The following is a 19,842-nucleotide window of genomic DNA, read 5'->3' as shown; positions in this document are numbered from 1 at the left end:
TCCTACTCTGTAATTATTTTATGAATTAATGTTGGTGTTGTTGCTTGTGCTTGAATTTCAATACTTTCATCAAGTTTCTTAATAACGTCGTCAACATTTTCACGATTACTGTGAATGGTTAATAAAGATTCTCCCTCTTTAACAACGTCTCCTACTTTCTTGTTTAATACAATCCCAACACTTAAATCTATTTCATCCTCTTTAGTTTGTCTCCCTGCACCTAACATCATTGAAGCAACACCAATTTCATTAGCAATAAGTTCTGAAACTACGCCACTTGATTGAGCTTTATACTCGATTTGATATGTTGCTGTTGGTAATAATTCAGGCGCATCAACTACTGAGGCATCGCCACCTTGATTCTCTAAAAATGTTTTGAATTTTTCTAAAGCTGAACCATTTTCAATTGCTTCATTTAATAATTGACGTGCTTCCTCAAGTGTATTTGCTCTATTAGCTAGAACTACCATTTGAGAACCGAGTGTTAATACAAGTTCAGTTAAATCTTCTGGTCCTTTACCATTTAATGTATCAATAGCTTCTTTCAATTCTAAAGCATTACCAATTGCTCGACCAAGTGGTTGGCTCATGTCAGAAATAATAGCCATTGTATTTCTACCTACATTATTCCCTATACTAACCATAGCATGTGCTAACGCTTCAGCGTCCTCTAATGTTTTCATGAAAGCACCGTTACCAGTTTTAACATCTAAGACGATAGCATCAGCACCCGCAGCAATTTTTTTACTCATAATAGATGATGCAATTAAAGGAATTGAGTTAACTGTCCCTGTTACATCTCTCAATGCATAAAGTTTCTTATCAGCTGGAGTTAAATTACCTGACTGTCCAATAACAGCAACTTGATTTTCATTAACAAGTTTAATGAAATCCTCTTCAGAGATTTCAACGTGGAATCCTTTTATTGATTCTAATTTATCAATTGTTCCACCCGTATGTCCTAAGCCACGACCACTCATTTTGGCTACTGGGACACCCACTGCTGCCACTAGAGGCGCTAATACTAATGTAGTGGTATCACCAACGCCTCCTGTTGAATGCTTATCAACTTTAATACCATTGATTTTTGATAAGTCAATCACATCACCTGAATTAACCATTGCCATAGTTAATGCTGCACGCTCTTCGTCATTCATATCTTGGAAAAAGATAGCCATAGCTAAACTCGATGCCTGATAATCTGGAATATCCCCATTCGTGTAACCTTTGATAAAGAATTCAATTTCTTCTTTTGATAATGATTTACCATCGCGTTTTTTTTCAATAATATCTACCATTCTCATAATTCTGAACCCCTCTCAAAATAAGCTGTTGTATCTGTGTGCTGTTACGTTAATTGCATTATTAATAATCAGAATCTGACTCTAAGCCTTGAATAATTTGAACACCTGCACTCGCACCTATACGCGTAGCACCTGCATCAATCATTTTGTTGAAATCTTCCAAACTGCGAACGCCACCTGATGCTTTAACCTCTAATTCGTCTCCCACCGTATCTTTCATTAATTTCACATCTTCAGGTGTAGCGCCTCCCCCAGCAAAACCAGTTGATGTTTTAACGAAATCAGCACCAGCTGCTTTCGCTAATTCACTTGCTTTAACTTTTTCTTCATCTGATAAAAGCACAGTTTCAATAATCACTTTTACTGTTTTTCCATTTGCTGCTCCAACTACGCCCTCAATGTCTTTTTGAACATCTTCAAATCTTCCATCTTTAAGTGCGCCGATATTGATAACCATATCAATTTCAGATGCGCCATTTTTTATGGCATCTTCAGTTTCAAAGATTTTAGTAGCAGTTGTATTAGCACCAAGTGGGAAACCTATAACGGTACAAACCAATACATCAGAATCATTTAATCGTTCTGCTGCATATTTTACATGTGTAGGATTTACACAAATAGATTTAAAGTTATACTCTTTGGCTTCATCAATAATTTGATCGATTTGTTGACGTGTAGATTCAGGTTTCAATAATGTGTGATCAATAAATTTAGCATAATTCATAGTAGTTTCCTCCAATATGTTGTTAAATTTAAATGATATTCCATCTAATTGGAATATTAACTATTTAAATTAATATAGTCCTCTCATTTCTATAGTACAAAAATTCGCAAAAAAGTTAAACAAATGTTATCTTAATCTTAACAATCATGATAAGGAGAAGATATTAATGACAAATGGCACACCTCATATTCAACCTAACGGAACAAAAATCGCAAAGACTGTTTTAATGCCTGGCGATCCATTACGTGCAAAATATATTGCTGATAACTTTTTAGAAAATGTTGAACAATTTAATGAAGTTAGAAATATGTTTGGTTACACAGGTACATATAAAGGAAAAGACGTTTCTGTAATGGGATCAGGGATGGGAATACCAAGTATCGGTATTTATTCTTATGAGTTATATAATTTCTTTGATGTTGATACTATTATTCGCGTAGGTTCATGTGGCGCATTACAAGAGAATGTAAATTTATATGATGTCATTATTGCTCAAGCAGCATCTACAAATTCTAATTATGTTGATCAATTTAATATACCTGGTCACTTTGCTCCAATAGCTGACTATGAACTCATCACTAAAGCTAAAAATGTAGCAGATGAAATAGGAGCAGTAAGCCATGTAGGTAATGTTTTATCTTCAGATACATTCTACAATGCTGATAAAACATTCAATGATAATTGGCAAAAAATGGGTATATTAGGTATAGAAATGGAATCAGCAGGTTTATACTTGAATGCAATTAATGCTGGTAAAAAAGCGTTAGGTATTTTTACAGTTAGTGACCATATTCTAAGAGACGAAGCAACTACAGCTGAAGAAAGACAAAATTCATTTACTCAAATGATGGAAATAGCATTGGAAATCGCCGAGTAATATCAAATTCTAATAGATAATAAAAGGTGCTTGAGACGATAATGAAATCTCAAGCACCTTTTTATATGATTAATTAAACTAAATATGATTTGAACATCCAATTGTGTTTATCAACAGAATTTTTCATACCGATGAACATATCTTCTGAAACATCATCGCCAGCTTCTCCAGCTACTTCTATAGATTTAACTAATTGCTCTGAGATATGAGTTAAATCATTAGAGAATGCTTCAACCATTTGTTCAGCTGAGTAATTTTTACCCGCTTCATCAACGATAGAAATTTCAAGACTTTCTTTCAATGTACCTACTGGATTTCCACCAATTGCTAAAATACGTTCAGCTAAGTCATCTACATATTGGCTAGCTTCATTGTATAACTCTTCGAATTTCTCATGTAATGAGAAGAAATTAGGTCCTTTAACATACCAATGGAAATTGTGTAATTTAGTATACGCTACAGTCCAGTTTGCAACTTGTTGATTTAATTCTTTTACTACATCTTGTTGACTCATTATATTCTCTCCTTGTACTTCTGAATTAGTTTCTCTTTATTACAATTATTATTATATTATAATTATTATAATCTGTAAATGGTTATGCTTAACATTTTTTGCACTGATTTTTATAACTACCTTTTCCTATTAACTATTAAAACTTATATATCAGTATTTGAAAAGTGATTTGCATCAGCAACTAAAATAATATATATTTACAAACAAACCTCTAATTATCAATTACGATAATATTTTATCAATTAGATGCGTTTATCATCTATGAAAAAGGATTTTTCATATTCATTTGGTTTATGCCAATGCGTCTTCCACATCCTATTTCGATTATTTGCAAATAAATTATACGCTAGATCTCTTATTTGACGTGGAATAACTTTAATTAACAATCCTAACCACTTGTAATTCGTTGTAGTCATGATAAGACTAGCAATCGCATTGGATTTAAACTCTAAATGTTGACCACGTTGTAAAATCACGCTATTTTTATTTAATGCTTCTGGATGTTGTTCAAATAAGTGTTGCCCTGATTCCCCTTTTAAAGTTGCGAATTCATAACTCTTAGGAAGTCCATTCTGTATTAACCAAATGCAATAGTTATAACAATAAACACAATTACCATCGTAATAAATAATAGGCATTTCTTTCACCTTCCTCTAAGTCTTATTATTAATATTCCATTCTATGCCATACATTAAACACTAAAAATGTCCATAGCATAGCATGCCTTTAACTATGAATGATTTAAATTTGATACATAATGTTAAAGCCATAATAATAAAATTAAAAACCTGAGACATAGTAAAACGTCTCAGGTTTAGTTATCTTAAGTTATTCATGATTTACTTTTACAATTCTTGTATATTTAAGAAATTGATTTGAATATTTGCGTTTTATATCTTCTAGACGGTCGTAAGTTACGCCAATAATATGCCAGTTCGGATTAAAATGATAGAATGAATCTTTTTCTCTTGACCATTTTACCATTTGTCCCTCTTTATTATATCTAGGTAATGTTACTTCATATCCTTCTAACACATTGATGTAAGTTTGGAAAATGTCAGGATCAATTCTATTAAAATTATCGATGACTAAATAACTTTTATCATTTTTAGGCATTAATTGAGTGATAAAACCTTCGCGATAGTATAGGGCACCAGTTTCATTTGGTAAATATTTACCATATAGCATGTCCTCTGTAAAATTAGGATGTCCACTAGTTATTACAGGATTTGCATTTGTCTTTTGTAATAAATTATTTGCCGCTTTCAATCCTTCTTCTCGTTGTTCTACAACCAACAATATAAAAGGTTTTAATGACTCATCATGACTAGCTGAATCAATTTCAGTTTTTTTAATTGTTTCAAAAGGTGTTTTCACGCCATCATTATTACTCATTTCAATAATAGCATCGTATTGAGTTTGACTCATGCTTGCGATGGCCTGTTTCGCATTTTCTTGTAAAAAATAAAGATTTTTTAATTTAGGATGTTTATTTAATGCACCTAATGTCACTGGAGTAATATGCTTATCATAATATATTTCAATGGCAGTACTATTTGTTCTCCCAGGAATAGGTGGTTTCTCATGAATATGTCGAAAAACTTCTCCAATACCTACCACTGATTGATTTTCATATTTATTATAGAAGATAAGATTATCTCCTATTTCTAACTGATTGTAAAAATGATATCCATTACGTTTAATGCCGTTATACGTATGAGTATAAATAGTATAATATTCTCCTGATTCAAATGACTCAGTTTCAGAAAGGAAGAAATAACGTGGAAGTTTCAATTCACCTTTACCTAGTGAAACAATTAATTCATACTCTTCTTTAGTTAATTGATTGATTAAAGTTTCACGCATATTATTCATACGAAAATCAAGCGTTTCACTACGTTTTAAATAATCAGTTGTAAGTGGTTTTAATAGTTCATTAAATTTAAATTCAACTCTAATTTTATTTTGAGCACCTGTTTGAACACTAATAATTTCTCCAATACCAAGTAATCCGGTATCTGTTTGGACTTGATAAAATATAACTTGATCCCCTGTCTTAGCCTTTTTGAAGGCTCTAAAACCTTGAGTAGGGTTGAATTGAGCTCCAGATTCAAATAATGTTGTTTGACCTACTAACGGTTCATTGTGATTCCATCTAGTATAGCCACAGTTAAGCCAAAAGTAATTTACTTCTTCTTCCATTGTGGGTCTCCTTTAAATTAATTCTTGAAAGTTATTATGTATTTTAATTGATTTCTTTGTATTTTAATTAAATGCTATGTTTATTAAGTTATGCTATAAATCTTAACATATCGTCGTTATTTATGTTTAATTTTTTTTAGTATTTTATCTCAATTTAATAAGTTGCTAAAAAGGGGAACATTCAGAATCCATTATAAATAATTCTAAATATTCCCCTATACATTAATTTAATGAGGTGCTAGTAAACTACCTAATAATGGCATTAGATTGATCATGATGCCACCAAGTTTTAGTAATCCACTTAAATCTTTATCTTTAATGGTAATAACTGCACTTATAATACCTAATATAGCAACAACTCTAGGAATAACAAGTGAAGGATATTGTGGCATATTGAAAAAAACACCTGCCCCAGCTATCACACCACATACTAAAGAGATATATAAAAACTGTTTCAATATTCACACTCCTCTTTAATACAATGAATCATTTATAACACGAACTATAAAAATCAAATATAACTAATGATTAGTGTAAAGTCTCCTTCAAAGACACTATCTAAGTCTTCTGAAGTCAGCACAAAATTGGAACCTTTTTGAATCTTGAAGATTTCTCCATCAATAATAATTTGTCCATCACCATTTAAAACTGAAACAAGACAAAATTCTCTAGGTTTCATATAATTTAATGTCCCACTAACTTCCCATTTAACCATTGTAAAGAAATCATTAGACACAATGTGACTACATTTATGATTTTCAATAATTTCATTTTCAGGAACGATACTAGGTAGTTCTTGAGAATATTGAATAACATCTAATGCTTTATCAACATCTAATGAAGAACTATTTTCACGTTGTCTATTATAATCATATAATCTATATGTAATATCTGAAGATTGCATTGTTTCATATACAGTTATACCTGAACCGATTGAATGTATAGTACCAGCAGGAATAAAATAAAATTCCCCAGGTTGTACTTTAACTCTTTTTAAAGATTCCAAGAAATTATCTTGGTTAATCTGATTTTCCAGTTCTTCTTTAGAGTTAACCGTAGTACCAATTAAAACTTCAGCATCTTCTTCTGCATCAATAATATACCAACATTCTGATTTGCTATATTGCCCATTTTCAAATTCATAAGCATAAGAATCATCTGGGTGAACATGAATCGATAGCGGCTCGTTCGCATCAACTATTTTGCACAATAACGGAAAATCTTTGCTTGGAAAATCACCGAACAATTCTCTATGTTGCGTCCAAACTTGGTCTAATGTTTGTCCAGCATAAGGCCCGTTAAGGATCATACTCTTTCCATTTGGGTGTGCAGAAATCCCCCAACATTCTCCTGTGGATTCACTAGGTATATCATAATTGAATTGAGTTAATTTATTACCGCCCCAAATTTTTTCGAAAAAAATAGGCTTTAAAAATAATGGCATAGTTGCACCCCCTAAAACCATTTAAGGCTATATTCTCTATTTCTAAAGTAAATGATAATATCTGATTTATATGTATAAAACTTAAACGTTAATTATGTAAAAGTGTAATTATATTCAAAATAATTATTTAACATCACATGTGTTACCATTCGTATCTTTATTATATCAACTTTATCTCTATTTTAATAGAAATTATTTAAATGATAAAACACATAAAGAAGTGGGACAGAATTCAATTAGAATTCATTATCCCACTACAACTGAAATATTTACTATTAGTTAAAGTTTAATGAAAGCATTTTTTAAGTCAATGATTATCTTTAAACAACTCATTTATTCAAATGAAGACAATGCTTCGCTTATTGATTGATTACCTGTAATAACTTGGAATTCTTTATTTATGAATTTATTCTCAGATAAAGCAACCTCTTTTAACACAGATGCCACATCTTCTCTAGGTATAGAACCTCTTCCATCAAAGTATAAATCAGTCTCTATTTTAGAAGTTCCTTCTTTATCTTCTAACGCACCTGGATGAACAATCGTATAATTTAATCCAGAATTTTTCAAGTGTTCATCAGCATAGTGCTTAGCAATAGTATATGGTTTTAAATCACCGCTTGGATCAAATGCTTCACGACGAGCATCATACGTTGACACCATAATATAATGTTTAACATTTGCTTGTTTACTAGCTTCAATTGTCTTGATCGCACCATCTAAATCTACAATAATAGTTTTGTCAGCACCTGTACTGCCTCCGGAACCCACAGTAAATAAAACTTTATCATAACCGTTAAATGTTTCAGTTAAGTCTTCAATACTATCTTTTTCTACATCAACTAAAGTTGCTTTAATATTATCTTGCTTTAATGTTTCGATTTGTTCGTTTTTACGTACACCAGCTGTAAAATCTACCTGATCTTCTTTTAGTTGCTTTACTAATTTAGAACCTACTCCACCGTTAGCACCTATAACTAATAAACTCATTCAAATCGTCCTCCTTCATATTTCTACTTCCATCAATTTACCACTTAAATAAAAATTAAAACGTAAGTCATTTTTGACATAGTCAATCATGTATATTAAATTAATACATGAACATATATTCATATATATATAAGAGGTGATTTATTTGAATGTACCTTTAAACAATTGGAACGAAGATGCTACCTTAATACAGACTACTGAAATTTTTAAAGCACTAAGTGATACAAATAGATTAAGAATTCTTTTATTGTTAGAGCAAGAGGAATCTAGCGTTGGTCATATTACACATACGCTAAAATTGAGCCAGTCTAATGTTTCTCATCAACTTAAAATTCTTAAACAAGCTAGACTTGTTAAGTCCTTAAGACAGGGTCAATCAAAAATCTATTCAATTGATGATCAACATGTTTCAACCCTATTGAAACAAGCCATTCATCATACGAAACATCTAAGAGGTGAATTTTCAAATGACTAATCATTCTCATACACATTCACACAACCATTCACATGTACACACTAATAATAAAAAAATTTTAGCCATTTCCTTTATTATTATTGGGCTTTTCATGGTGATAGAAATTGTAGGTGGCTTTATTGCTAATAGTTTAGCATTATTATCTGATGGACTACATATGTTCAGCGACACAGTTTCTCTAGGTGTTGCCCTTATTGCATTTATTTATGCTGAAAAGAATGCCACATCTAGTAAAACATTTGGTTATAAACGTTTTGAAGTTTTAGCTGCATTGTTTAATGGCGTCACTTTATTTGTTATTAGTATAGTTATTATCGTTGAAGCAATTAAAAGATTTTTTTCACCACCTGAAGTTCAATCAACAGAAATGTTTATTATTAGTTTAGTAGGCTTAATAGTTAATATCGTAGTAGCACTTATTATGTTTAAAGGCGGAGATACCGATCACAATTTAAATATGCGTGGTGCGTTTATTCACGTACTAGGAGATTTATTAGGGTCTGTTGGTGCAATTATTGCCTCAATACTCATATGGACATTTAATTTTATAATTGCAGATCCTATTGCGAGTATAGTGGTTTCACTGCTAATTTTGAAAAGTGCATACGGAATTACGAAATCATCTATTAATATTTTAATGGAAGGCACGCCCTCTGACATAGATTTAGAACAAGTCATCTATACAATAATGGGTCATGAGGAAATACAAAATGTACATGATTATCATGTTTGGACTATTTCTAATGATATGAATGCATTAAGTTGTCATGCAGTAGTAGATAAATCACTTACGATAGAGGCTTGTGAACAATTACTTAAACAAATAGAACATGAATTAGCAAATCTTAATATACAACATATGACGATTCAATTAGAAACACCAAAACATCAACATGACGAATCAATTTTATGTTCTGGAGTTATGCATCAACACTCACATTAGTATAACTTATTTAAATTAATCAGGGGTTAGACGTTGAATTCGAGTTGAATTCTGTCTAACCCCTGTTTTTTACAACTTATAAAAAATGTTCAAAAATGAGTTGCTTCGCTGGCACTTGTTTTTCATCAAACCCTTGTAAATATTCTTCATTATCATAAGGTAGCTTAATTCTTTCGATTGAAAACTCATTATCATTAATCGTTACAATACCGTAGACGGCATTGGCTCCATTGTTTAAACCTACTGCGCCAGGATTAAAATAAATTGTTTTATTATCATCATATAAATGCATTTGATGATTATGGCCAAATGCAATTAAATCAGCCTCTTTATCTTTAAATAATTCAATAATATTGTCTTTACTATTTTCAGTAATTGGACTAAACGGCTGTCCTTCAATGCCAGTCTCCAATTTTTGATTCTCAATTTCATAATGAATGAATAGTAATTTTTTTCCACAAATAGTTTTTTCGATATATCTAGGTAATAAATTAAGTTGGTCATAGTAATCTTCATCCATATGACTTTCTATCCATTGATGATGCTCATAAAATTTATCCTTCAAATCTTCAGGATAAGGCGTGTTATTTACTAATGACATAACCGCTTCATCATGATTACCAGCTATAATTTCCATATCATCACGATCAAATATTGTATCGAGTACTTTATTTGTTTCATGACCAATTCCGATATTGTCCCCGAGATTGTAAATTTTATCGATGTCTTCTCTATTATCAATATCATCTAAGACAGTTTGTAATGCATCGAAATTACCATGCACATCTGTAATAATCGCGAATTTCATGATGATATCTCCTTTCAAAATTTAATCATTAGCATATTTTAACACTTAATCTTCAAATATGTTAGATATTATTTTAAAAAAAGTATAAATTTTGATATTGTATTTATATTAAAGTAAAGGAGTGCTTATATTTGTTCAAATATCATAGTTTGGCATTAAAAAATGCTAAACCGCAAATTCTTAAGACGATTTTGTTTAGTATCGTTAGTTTCATTGTAGTATTTGCGGTTTTTGCTGTTGCTAGAACTTTCTTTATGCAATATTTCATGCAAATGCAACTAGCAGCGCAATTACAACAATCATCGGGTCCGTATTTAATTATTATGATCCTGGCTTTATTATTGGGATTATTATTCTTTATATTTGCAGGTTATCAATTACTAGCAGGTGCAATTAATGTTATTGCAAAAGCAATTTCAAGAGAAGATGTTCATTTCAATGACTTATTTGTTGCATTCAAAAAAGGTAAATATGGTAAGAGTTTAATTTTATCATTAATCTCAATTGGCCTATTTATAGTGATGTACTTAATTATAATGGCATTAAATTATTTATTTAATTTAGCATTAACACCTATATTTACATCATTACAGTCAGCTGTAAGTTCATCTGATAATGCAATTGCCATTTTACTAACAATTCAAATCATTATTTTAATTATTATTGGATTAATTACATCAATCGTATCATGGTTCTTTTTCATTTTAATGATTAATTATACTGTTTCATTAGTAAGAGAATCTAACTATAGTGCCATGTCTCACTTTAAAGATGGCTTTAGAGGTATTAGAAATGGCCATAAAACTTGGTTTAAATTCTTTATAGCTGTTCTTTTAATAAATTTAATTATTATTATCATTACTCAACCACTTGGTACAATTCTTTCTGTAACAACTGGAAACATGTCTCAAAAAGTTGCTACAGTCATTCTATATGTAGCACAAGTAATTATTGTTGTATTACGATTAATCCTTTATTTTGTTCTTATAATGGGTGCAGTTCAGTACTTCTTAAAACGTGGTGAAAAATTAAATAATACTACTAACGAGAAGAAGAAAAAGCACAAAAATAAAGATAAAAGCGTAACTCATAAAAATGACACATTGAGTAATCAACAAAAAATTGACAATACTCATCAATCTTCTAAAAACAATGTTGAAGAACATTCAAATAATGTTACAAACAATGTTAAACAAAAAGCTGAGAACGCCAAAGATGAAGCAAGTCATAATTTCAATAAAGATAAATAACACAAATAAGGTGGAACCCAATTAAATAAGGGTTCCACCTTTTATGTTCAACAATTTTATTTTAGGAATTTGCTTTCTAAGAATAATGCAGCCCCATCTTCTTCATTAGTGAATTGTGTCACTTCATTAGTAATTTCCTGTATTTCTTGTCGTGCATTTTTCATTGCGACGCTATAACCACCAAATGCAAACATAGCTCTATCATTATCACTATCCCCTATTACAAGCGTGTCTTCTTGTTTAATATTAAAGTGTTCTATCATTTCTTTAATACCCGTTCCTTTATCGGTATGATATGCCATAGTTTCAGCGTTAAATCTTGATGAATTAGAAACACTAATGTTTAAAAGCACTTGATTTTGAATAAGTTCATCTCTAAAAGTTGTTATTTTTTCTAAGTTTGGCGTAAATAAATAAATTTTAGCATAGTCATCTTCAGGTATGTCCTCTTTCCAATCAATCTTACCAGACATTGCATCTAATCTTGATTTCCATTCACTTTCGCTTACATGATTTGGAGGCGTATCACCTTTAATCATCTCTTGCATCCATGTTTTATCTTCATTTAGCGCAATTCTTGATCCATTAAATGGGAAAACTTCATAATATATTTCTTGCTGTTGTGCTAAAGATACGATTCGTTTAACACTTTCACTTGATAAACTATGCATGAAAAGATTATCACCGTTTACTTCTCCACTCGTACCATTAGAACTGATGATTCCATCAACTTCAAATTGAGGAGGTACAAGTTGATTAATCTCTGTATATGAGCGACCAGTTGCTAAAAATACCTTATATCCCTTTTCTCGTAATTCATCAATAACTGATTTTGTTTTAATTGAAGCTTTATTATCCTCATGTAAAATTGTTCCATCCATATCTAGAAAAATCGCTTTGATATTATTCAATGTCATGTAGCCTTCTCCTTTACGTGTCTTTCTTAAAATTGTGGCATTATTTGATGAAATGTGCAACGAGATTACCCTATCATGTGTAAAGAAAATCGATTTTTATAATTCACAACTTCTACATTTCTATTGAAAAGAGATGACATCGTCTTATTAGTTAAAACATCATCAATATTTCCTTGTGCAAAATTCACGCCCTTACTTAAAATAAAAATTTTATCAAATATTGGTATGATTTCCTCAATGAAGTGTGTCACATAAATGATAGTAATTTCAGGTCGCTCATGTGATAAAGTTTCTAATACTTCCAATAGTGTTTCACGCGCTAAAAAATCTAAGCCTGAAGCTGGCTCATCTAAAATTAATAATTCTGGATTACTAATAAGCGCACGTGCAATCATAACCCTTTGTTGTTGTCCAGTTGATAAATAACCGAGGTATTCATTCTCAAATTCTGCCATGCCGACTAATTTTAATAGCTTCTGCGCCTCTATCAATTGTTGTTGATTGAATGTTTTGTATAGGCCAATAGATTTAAAATAGCCACTTAATACCACATCTATCACATGCTCTCCATCATGAAATTGATTAGTGAGCTTGTTTGAAATGAAACCTATATGTTGTCTCACATTATCTGCTGAATATCCAACAATTCCAGGTGTCATACCAAAAAGGACTATGTTGCCACTTGTAATTGAATCATAAGCGTTTAGAATATTTAATAAAGTTGTTTTTCCAGCACCATTTAAACCATATAATATCCATTTATCCCCTTTTTTAATATTCCAATCAATACCGTTTAATATATGTTTACCTCTTCTATATCGACGTACATTATTCATTGAAATTAGCATAGTATCACCTCACAATACGATAATTGTAAGATAATTCAGATAATTTTTCAAAATAACAGACTGTATATTTTATAAATTAGTATTACAAATAAAAAAAGGAGCAAGATCAAATTCTTAATGAATTTAACATCTTGCTCCCACTAGGGTAACTATATTAGAGAAAAGCATGCTATTAACGCTTTCACATTTAAGTTAGCCACTTCAATTTCAACGTTGTCTAACCTTATTAAATTTTACCCCGGCTCAAAATTCAAACGAACTATTCAACTGTAACTGATTTAGCTAAATTACGAGGTTTATCTACGTCTAATCCTCTGTGTAGTGCTGCATAGTAAGCAATTAATTGTAATGTAACTACAGATACAAGCGGAGTTAATAACTCATGTACATGTGGAATTACATAAGTATCTCCCTCTTTTTCTAAACCTTCCATAGAGATAATACATGGTTTTGCTCCACGTGCTACTACCTCTTTGACATTACCACGAATAGATAAGTTAACCTTTTCTTGTGTAGATAATGCGATTACAGGTGTGCCGTCTTCAATTAATGCAATTGTACCATGTTTAAGTTCTCCACCAGCGAATCCTTCAGCTTGAATATATGAAATTTCTTTTAATTTTAATGAGCCTTCAAGACTTACATTATAGTCCATTGTACGTCCGATGAAGAATGCATTACGCGTTGTTTCTAAGAAATCCTTAGCAATTTGTTCCATTACTGGAGTATCATCTACAATTGTTTCAATTGCAGTTGTTACTTTAGCTAATTCTCTCAATAAATCAATATCATTATCTCGACCATGTGCTTTAGCTACAACTTGAGATAAGATTGATAAAACAGCAATTTGAGCTGTATATGCTTTTGTTGAAGCAACTGCAATTTCAGGACCAGCATGTAATAACAATGTATGATCTGCTTCACGTGATAATGTTGAACCAGCCACATTTGTAACTGTTAATGATTTGTAACCTAATTTGTTAGTTTCAACTAACACTGCTCGGCTATCAGCAGTTTCACCTGATTGAGAAATATAAATGAATAATGGTTTTTCAGATAATAGTGGCATGTTATAAACAAATTCAGAAGCTACATGTACTTCAGTAGGTACACCAGCCCATTTTTCTAAGTATTCTTTACCAACTAGACCTGCATGATAACTTGTTCCTGCTGCGATGATATATATACGATCTGCAGCTGCAACATCTTTAACAATTTCAGGATCAATTTTTAAGTCGCCATTTTCATCTTCATACTCTTGAATAATACGACGCATAACTGCTGGTTGTTCATTAATTTCTTTAAGCATGTAGTGATCATAGATACCTTTTTCAGCATCTGAAGCATCGATTTGAGCAGTATAAGTGTCTCGATCTTGTACATTGCCATCAAGGTCTTTAATAGTTACACTGTCTTTTTTAACAATAACAATTTCATGGTCATGAATTTCTTTGTATTCATTCGTTACTTTAATCATAGCTAATGCGTCTGATGCAATGACATTAAAGCCTTCTCCAACACCAACTAATAAAGGTGATTTGTTTTTAGCTACATAGATTGTATCGCTATCTTGATTATCAAGTAAGCCTAATGCATATGAACCGTGTAATAAAGAAACTACTTTAGAGAAAGCTTCTTCAGTTTCTAAACCTTTATTCGAGAAGTGTTCAACTAATTGAACAATAACTTCTGTATCTGTCTCAGATTGGAATGTTACATCTGATAAATATTCACTTTTTAATTCTTCATAATTTTCAATTACACCATTATGAACTAATGTAAAACGTTCATTATTAGATTGATGAGGATGTGAATTCACTGTACTTGGTACACCGTGTGTAGCCCAACGTGTGTGACCGATACCAACGTGACCATCAGTGTCATTGTTGTCAGCAACTTTTCTTAATTCTGCAATACGACCTTTTTCTTTGAAAACAGTTGTCCCATTATCGTTTGCAACTGCAATACCAGCTGAGTCATATCCTCTATATTCTAATTTTTCTAATCCTGATAATAACAATTCTTTTGCATTATCATATCCAATATATCCTACAATTCCGCACATAAATTTTTCCTCCGTTAAATATAGCTTGAAAATTTTATCTGTTATATAAAATTTAAAAAGGTAAAGTGTTTTTAAACATTAGTAATTTTATTAACAATTCTATTTATTATTAATGTTTTATCTTTAATGTATTTACCCATTAAAGCCATATTATATTTCTAAGATTTTATAAATTTTAGGCATTCTTATTATTTTTGTGCATTTAGTTACCTAAATGTTTTAAATAATAAGCTAACGAATGAGCCTCATCCGGAATAGCATCCGCCGATATTTTCGATGACTATTCACCTCGTCTGCAAAGAAATAAATTGCCCTACAAAAGCTCTCATATTTAACTTTTGATTATAGGTACACTTATATTTTGCCCTGGCGCTTTATAATTAATTTTGAACTATCCTCCTTCCAATATTATTTATTTTACACTTTTCAGATAAATGAATGCAAACAATTTCCGACCTTTTTAGTAAAAATTTAAAATAAATATCTTTTGTAATCTTCTAAAATACATAATAATTGTTTCTAATTATTAAATTATTACCGAACAATATCGCAACCAATTAAATGAAAGCGCTTTAATGAGAACCGTTAATTAAAGATTAAAAAAACCTTCAAACTTACACATTAAATGTAAACTTTGAAGGGAAACGAAAGTTGGTTTATTAAATTGGTTACTCTAAGCCCATTTTAGATTGAACTTCATCAGCAATTCGCTGTGCAAAACGTTGCGCATCTTCATCAGTTGAAGCCTCGACCATTACACGAACTAATGGTTCTGTACCTGAAGGTCTAACTAAAATTCTACCTTCACCATTCATTTCAGTCTCTACTTCATCCATCACTTTTTTAACATCTACATTTTCTTCTACATGATGCTTATCTGTAACTTTAACATTGATTAGAGATTGCGGATATTTTTTCATTTGAGCAGCTAACTCACTTAAAGGTTTACCACTCATTTTAATAACAGCAGCTAATTGAACACCAGTTAATAAGCCATCTCCTGTAGTATTGTAATCCATCATAACAATATGTCCAGATTGCTCACCACCAAGGTTGTAGTTGCCTTTTCTCATTTCTTCTACTACGTATCTATCTCCAACTTTTGTTTTATTAGATTTGATACCTTCGTTTTCTAAAGCTTTATAGAAGCCTAAATTACTCATAACAGTAGAAACAATCATATCGTTGTTTAATTCTTGGTTTTTATGCATTTCTTGACCAATAACAAACATGATTTGGTCACCATCAATAATATTACCTTTTTCATCAACAGCAATTAATCGATCACCATCGCCATCAAATGCTAAACCAAAGTCGCTTTCAGTTTCAAGAACCTTTTCAGCTAATAATTCAGGATGAGTTGATCCACAATTATCATTAATATTATAACCATCTGGGCTGCAGCCAATTGTTTCAGTATCAGCTTCTAAATCTCCAAATAAGAAAGGTGCTAGTGCTGATGTAGAACCATTTGCACCATCAAGTGTGATTTTTAATCCTTCTAAATTAACATCAATAGTTGATTTTAAGTAGCTTAAATATTTCTGAGCACCTTCGAAGTAATCAGAAAAATGTACAATATCTGTTCCTACTGGTCTTGGTAAATCAGGATTTTCTTGATCCAATAATGTTTCAATCTCTTCCTCTTGAGCATCAGATAATTTAAAACCATCTGCACCGAAGAACTTAATTCCATTATCAGCCACTGGATTGTGCGAAGCTGAAATCATTACACCTAATTCAGCTCCCATTTCTCTTGTAAGATAAGCTACTCCAGGTGTAGATATAACACCTAATCTCATAACTTCAGCCCCAATTGAAGCTAATCCTGCAATCAATGCAGATTCAAGCATTTCACCTGACACACGTGTATCTCTACCAACTAAAACTTTTGGTCTGTCAGCACCTTCATTATGTGCTAATACATAACCACCATAACGACCCAACTTAAATGCCAATTCAGGTGTTAACTCTTTATTGGCTATTCCTCTTACTCCATCAGTACCAAAATATTTTCCCATCATTAATACTCCTTTTTAATTTGTTATTTTAAGCTAATATGTGCTGTTATTTCATCTGGATCAGATTTCTTTACTTTATCTGGTAAATTTAATTGAACATTCTGATCTGTAGATTCAGTTATATTATTAAGATTAACATTTGCCTCTATCTCATTGATATCTTGTAAATCATCTCTATTACCATAAATCTCTATCTCATTCTCATCAAGTGTTATATCCTCCAAGCTAGCACCATCAGGTAAACTGCCTTTTTTATTAATTTTAACTTTAACCTTCTTGCTATATTCTTGGAGTGTAACATTTAATTTGACTTCATTAGGCTGTATATTAACATCTAATTTATTTAATGATTTATCAAAAGCAGTAACATCTGCTACATCAGAAGTATCTTGACTTAATTTGTTAGCTTCTTTATAAGTAGCTTTTAAATATGCGATTTTCTTAAGTTGTTCTCGTCCTCCAGTTACTTTGACAGAATTAGGCTCAACAGAACTGTCTTTCACTTTATAGTTTGGGTCTATATCATCTTTCCCTATATCTGCTTGAACATGCATCGTTTTAGTTTCTTTATTTTCCAAAGTAACATAAGCTTGCTTAGGTTTAACATTGTAATTAATATCATTACTTAAGCCTTTAACGATATAGTCTTCTTTGTATTTTCCGGCTTTAGCGTTGGATAAATCCACTGCAACTTTGATATCATCGGTGTTTTCGATTTTTAATAATTTAGATTGTGGACCTGAAACAGTTACATTAACAGTCTCAGGAGCTTTAGTTACATGTAAATCTTTGGAATTATAGATTATCTCAACAGGTACATCTTCAATTGTTTTAGATGAATTTTGTGATAAATTATCATTACTAAAAATATTTCCAAATACATTATTAACTGATAAATAGAAAAAGATTGCCAATAGTAAAGCAATAAATCTGAGACCCCATTTACTCTCTAGCATCTTATTTCACACCTTTCTTTTGAAAGCGTGTGCCAAACCAATGTTCGGCTAATAATTCTTCAAATACCTCAGTTGAGATATCTCTACGTAATTTACCATCAAAAGTTACAGATATTGAACCTGTTTCCTCTGAAACAACAATTGTAAATGCATCTGAAACTTCAGAGATACCCACTGCAGCTCTATGTCTAGTTCCTAGACTTTTAGAAATTTTAGCACTATCTGATAAGGGCAAGTAACTAGCTGCACTAGCAATCTTAGAATTTTGAACAATCATTGCACCATCATGTAGTGGCGTATTTGGTATAAATACATTAATTAATAATTCTTGAGATATTTCAGAATTCATCGCTATACCCGTTTCAATATAATCTTGTAATCCCGTTTCCTTTTCAAAAACAATCAAAGCACCAATACGTCTTTTAGCCATATATTGAACAGCTTTCGATACTGCTTCAATTAACTTTTCTTCATCATGACTGTATGTATTAGTATAACGTTTAAATAAGCTTCCACGACCTAACTGCTCCAATGCTCTTCTTATTTCGGGTTGGAAAATAACAATAAGCGCAAGAACACCCCATTGAATTACAATATCAAAAAGTTTAGATGTAGCAGTTAAATTTAGAATTTTACTCACTTGTTGACCAATTACAATAAAAAGAATACCTTTAAGTAATTGAATTGCTTTGGTTCCTTTAAATACAGTTATGAGAAGATAAAGGACATACCATACTATAAGTAAATCCAGCACACTCGTTACAATTTTTAATGTACTAAGATTATCAAAAAAGTTGGAAAAATCCATAGCATCTCCTCCGAATATATTTTCCATAGTCATAATTATACCAATGATAATTACAACTGTCATATGAACAAATAAATTGTATTAAAAAAAGTAGATTATTCAATTAATCAGCAATTGATTAATGATTTATTCCTAATATAATCAATCTTCAAATAGATAAACTCTATAATACTTTTATTTAATTTTATAAAAAAAAAGCACTCCTGATTAGGAGTGCTAATAAGTGAGCCATAGAGGATTCGAACCTCTGACCCTCTGATTAAAAGTCAGATGCTCTACCAACTGAGCTAATGGCTCTAATGGCTGGGCTAGCTGGATTCGAACCAGCGCGTGACGGAGTCAAAGTCCGTTGCCTTACCGCTTGGCTATAGCCCATTAGAATGGTGGAGGGGGGCAGATTCGAACTGCCGAACCCGAAGGAGCGGATTTACAGTCCGCCGCGTTTAGCCACTTCGCTACCCCTCCGACATATAAATGGTGGAGAATGACGGGTTCGAACCGCCGACCCTCTGCTTGTAAGGCAGATGCTCTCCCAGCTGAGCTAATTCTCCAATAATGGTGACTCCTACGGGACTCGAACACGTGTAACCCCCGTTAAAGGGCGTTGTCTTAACCGCTTGACCAAGGAGCCATGGCTACGCAGGTAGGAATCGAAACTACGACAGATCTGTAAACAGCCGATAGCTCTAACACTGA

Annotated in this window: 19 protein-coding genes and 4 tRNA genes; 4 read left to right on the top strand and 19 right to left on the bottom strand. The window is 31.6% G+C overall.

Annotated features, from left to right (window positions below):
• Positions 1–2: 2 nt before the first annotated feature.
• Positions 3–1,304: a pyrimidine-nucleoside phosphorylase gene (locus F1592_RS00115; RefSeq protein WP_016931221.1), complete on the bottom strand. Its 1,302-nt coding sequence runs from the start codon at positions 1,302–1,304 to the stop codon at positions 3–5.
• A 61-nt stretch (positions 1,305–1,365) separates the two neighbouring features.
• Positions 1,366–2,028, bottom strand: coding sequence for a deoxyribose-phosphate aldolase (gene deoC / locus F1592_RS00110; protein ID WP_053017620.1), 663 nt, complete (start codon positions 2,026–2,028; stop codon positions 1,366–1,368).
• A gap of 166 nt (positions 2,029–2,194) precedes the next feature.
• Between deoC and deoD the strand changes: the two genes are divergently transcribed.
• Positions 2,195–2,905, top strand: coding sequence for a purine-nucleoside phosphorylase (gene deoD, locus F1592_RS00105; protein ID WP_053017622.1), 711 nt, complete (start codon positions 2,195–2,197; stop codon positions 2,903–2,905).
• A 73-nt stretch (positions 2,906–2,978) separates the two neighbouring features.
• Here the strand turns inward: deoD and F1592_RS00100 are convergent, their stop codons facing one another.
• The 6 genes from F1592_RS00100 to F1592_RS00075 all read right to left on the bottom strand — a co-directional run bounded on the left by F1592_RS00100 (position 2,979) and on the right by F1592_RS00075 (position 8,055).
• On the bottom strand, positions 2,979–3,422 hold the full coding sequence (locus F1592_RS00100; RefSeq protein WP_029376676.1) for a Dps family protein: 444 nt from the start codon (positions 3,420–3,422) through the stop codon (positions 2,979–2,981).
• A gap of 239 nt (positions 3,423–3,661) precedes the next feature.
• The gene (locus F1592_RS00095) at positions 3,662–4,057 is read right to left on the bottom strand and encodes a thiol-disulfide oxidoreductase DCC family protein (protein WP_037538860.1); all 396 of its coding nucleotides are present in this window, start codon (positions 4,055–4,057) and stop codon (positions 3,662–3,664) included.
• 190 nt (positions 4,058–4,247) lie between these two features.
• Positions 4,248–5,621, bottom strand: coding sequence for an EVE domain-containing protein (locus F1592_RS00090; protein WP_149809504.1), 1,374 nt, complete (start codon positions 5,619–5,621; stop codon positions 4,248–4,250).
• Between the two features lie 227 nt (positions 5,622–5,848).
• A complete protein-coding gene (locus F1592_RS00085) occupies positions 5,849–6,079 on the bottom strand; it encodes a hypothetical protein (RefSeq protein ID WP_037538865.1) in 231 nt (76 codons plus the stop codon).
• A gap of 53 nt (positions 6,080–6,132) precedes the next feature.
• A complete protein-coding gene (locus F1592_RS00080) occupies positions 6,133–7,065 on the bottom strand; it encodes a type I phosphomannose isomerase catalytic subunit (RefSeq protein WP_149809505.1) in 933 nt (310 codons plus the stop codon).
• A 333-nt stretch (positions 7,066–7,398) separates the two neighbouring features.
• Complete coding sequence (locus F1592_RS00075; protein WP_053017628.1) at positions 7,399–8,055, bottom strand: SDR family oxidoreductase; 657 nt, start codon at positions 8,053–8,055, stop codon at positions 7,399–7,401.
• A 145-nt stretch (positions 8,056–8,200) separates the two neighbouring features.
• Here F1592_RS00075 and F1592_RS00070 point away from each other — a divergent pair, with 145 nt between their 5' ends.
• Together F1592_RS00070 and czrB are read left to right on the top strand one after the other, a co-directional pair.
• Positions 8,201–8,530: an ArsR/SmtB family transcription factor gene (locus F1592_RS00070; RefSeq protein ID WP_053017630.1), complete on the top strand. Its 330-nt coding sequence runs from the start codon at positions 8,201–8,203 to the stop codon at positions 8,528–8,530.
• Complete coding sequence (gene czrB / locus F1592_RS00065) at positions 8,523–9,473, top strand: CDF family zinc efflux transporter CzrB (RefSeq protein ID WP_149809506.1); 951 nt, start codon at positions 8,523–8,525, stop codon at positions 9,471–9,473. The genes F1592_RS00070 and czrB overlap by 8 nt, the downstream gene beginning before the upstream one ends.
• 76 nt (positions 9,474–9,549) lie before the next feature.
• Here czrB and F1592_RS00060 read toward each other — a convergent pair whose 3' ends face one another.
• Positions 9,550–10,281, bottom strand: coding sequence for a metallophosphoesterase family protein (locus F1592_RS00060; protein WP_053017634.1), 732 nt, complete (start codon positions 10,279–10,281; stop codon positions 9,550–9,552).
• Between the two features lie 131 nt (positions 10,282–10,412).
• Between F1592_RS00060 and F1592_RS00055 the strand changes: the two genes are divergently transcribed.
• Complete coding sequence (locus F1592_RS00055) at positions 10,413–11,531, top strand: EscU/YscU/HrcU family type III secretion system export apparatus switch protein (protein ID WP_053017636.1); 1,119 nt, start codon at positions 10,413–10,415, stop codon at positions 11,529–11,531.
• A 56-nt stretch (positions 11,532–11,587) separates the two neighbouring features.
• Here F1592_RS00055 and F1592_RS00050 read toward each other — a convergent pair whose 3' ends face one another.
• From F1592_RS00050 to F1592_RS00005, 10 genes are all read right to left on the bottom strand, one after another.
• The gene (locus tag F1592_RS00050; RefSeq protein WP_223197190.1) at positions 11,588–12,442 is read right to left on the bottom strand and encodes an HAD family hydrolase; all 855 of its coding nucleotides are present in this window, start codon (positions 12,440–12,442) and stop codon (positions 11,588–11,590) included.
• Between the two features lie 71 nt (positions 12,443–12,513).
• Entirely contained in the window at positions 12,514–13,296 is a 783-nt protein-coding gene (locus tag F1592_RS00045) for an ABC transporter ATP-binding protein (RefSeq protein ID WP_037538883.1), read from the bottom strand.
• A 259-nt stretch (positions 13,297–13,555) separates the two neighbouring features.
• On the bottom strand, positions 13,556–15,361 hold the full coding sequence (glmS, locus tag F1592_RS00040) for a glutamine--fructose-6-phosphate transaminase (isomerizing) (RefSeq protein WP_037538885.1): 1,806 nt from the start codon (positions 15,359–15,361) through the stop codon (positions 13,556–13,558).
• A gap of 668 nt (positions 15,362–16,029) precedes the next feature.
• Complete coding sequence (gene glmM, locus F1592_RS00035; RefSeq protein WP_037538886.1) at positions 16,030–17,382, bottom strand: phosphoglucosamine mutase; 1,353 nt, start codon at positions 17,380–17,382, stop codon at positions 16,030–16,032.
• Between the two features lie 23 nt (positions 17,383–17,405).
• The gene (locus tag F1592_RS00030) at positions 17,406–18,338 is read right to left on the bottom strand and encodes a CdaR family protein (protein WP_053017642.1); all 933 of its coding nucleotides are present in this window, start codon (positions 18,336–18,338) and stop codon (positions 17,406–17,408) included.
• 1 nt (position 18,339) lies between these two features.
• Positions 18,340–19,146: a diadenylate cyclase CdaA gene (gene cdaA / locus F1592_RS00025; protein ID WP_011275189.1), complete on the bottom strand. Its 807-nt coding sequence runs from the start codon at positions 19,144–19,146 to the stop codon at positions 18,340–18,342.
• Positions 19,147–19,370: 224 nt separating this feature from the next.
• Positions 19,371–19,443 (bottom strand) — tRNA-Lys (locus F1592_RS00020).
• A gap of 3 nt (positions 19,444–19,446) precedes the next feature.
• Positions 19,447–19,521 (bottom strand) — tRNA-Gln (locus F1592_RS00015).
• A 6-nt stretch (positions 19,522–19,527) separates the two neighbouring features.
• Positions 19,528–19,611, bottom strand: a tRNA-Tyr gene (locus F1592_RS00010).
• A gap of 10 nt (positions 19,612–19,621) precedes the next feature.
• Positions 19,622–19,697, bottom strand: a tRNA-Val gene (locus F1592_RS00005).
• Between the last annotated feature and the right edge of the window lie 145 nt (positions 19,698–19,842).

Origin of the sequence: Staphylococcus sp. GDX7P312P, assembly GCF_008385775.1 — a bacterium.
Taxonomy (GTDB): Bacteria; Bacillota; Bacilli; order Staphylococcales; family Staphylococcaceae; genus Staphylococcus; species Staphylococcus haemolyticus.
Note: the sequence above shows the minus strand (reverse complement) of the source record. Positions and strands in the feature narration are given on the sequence as shown.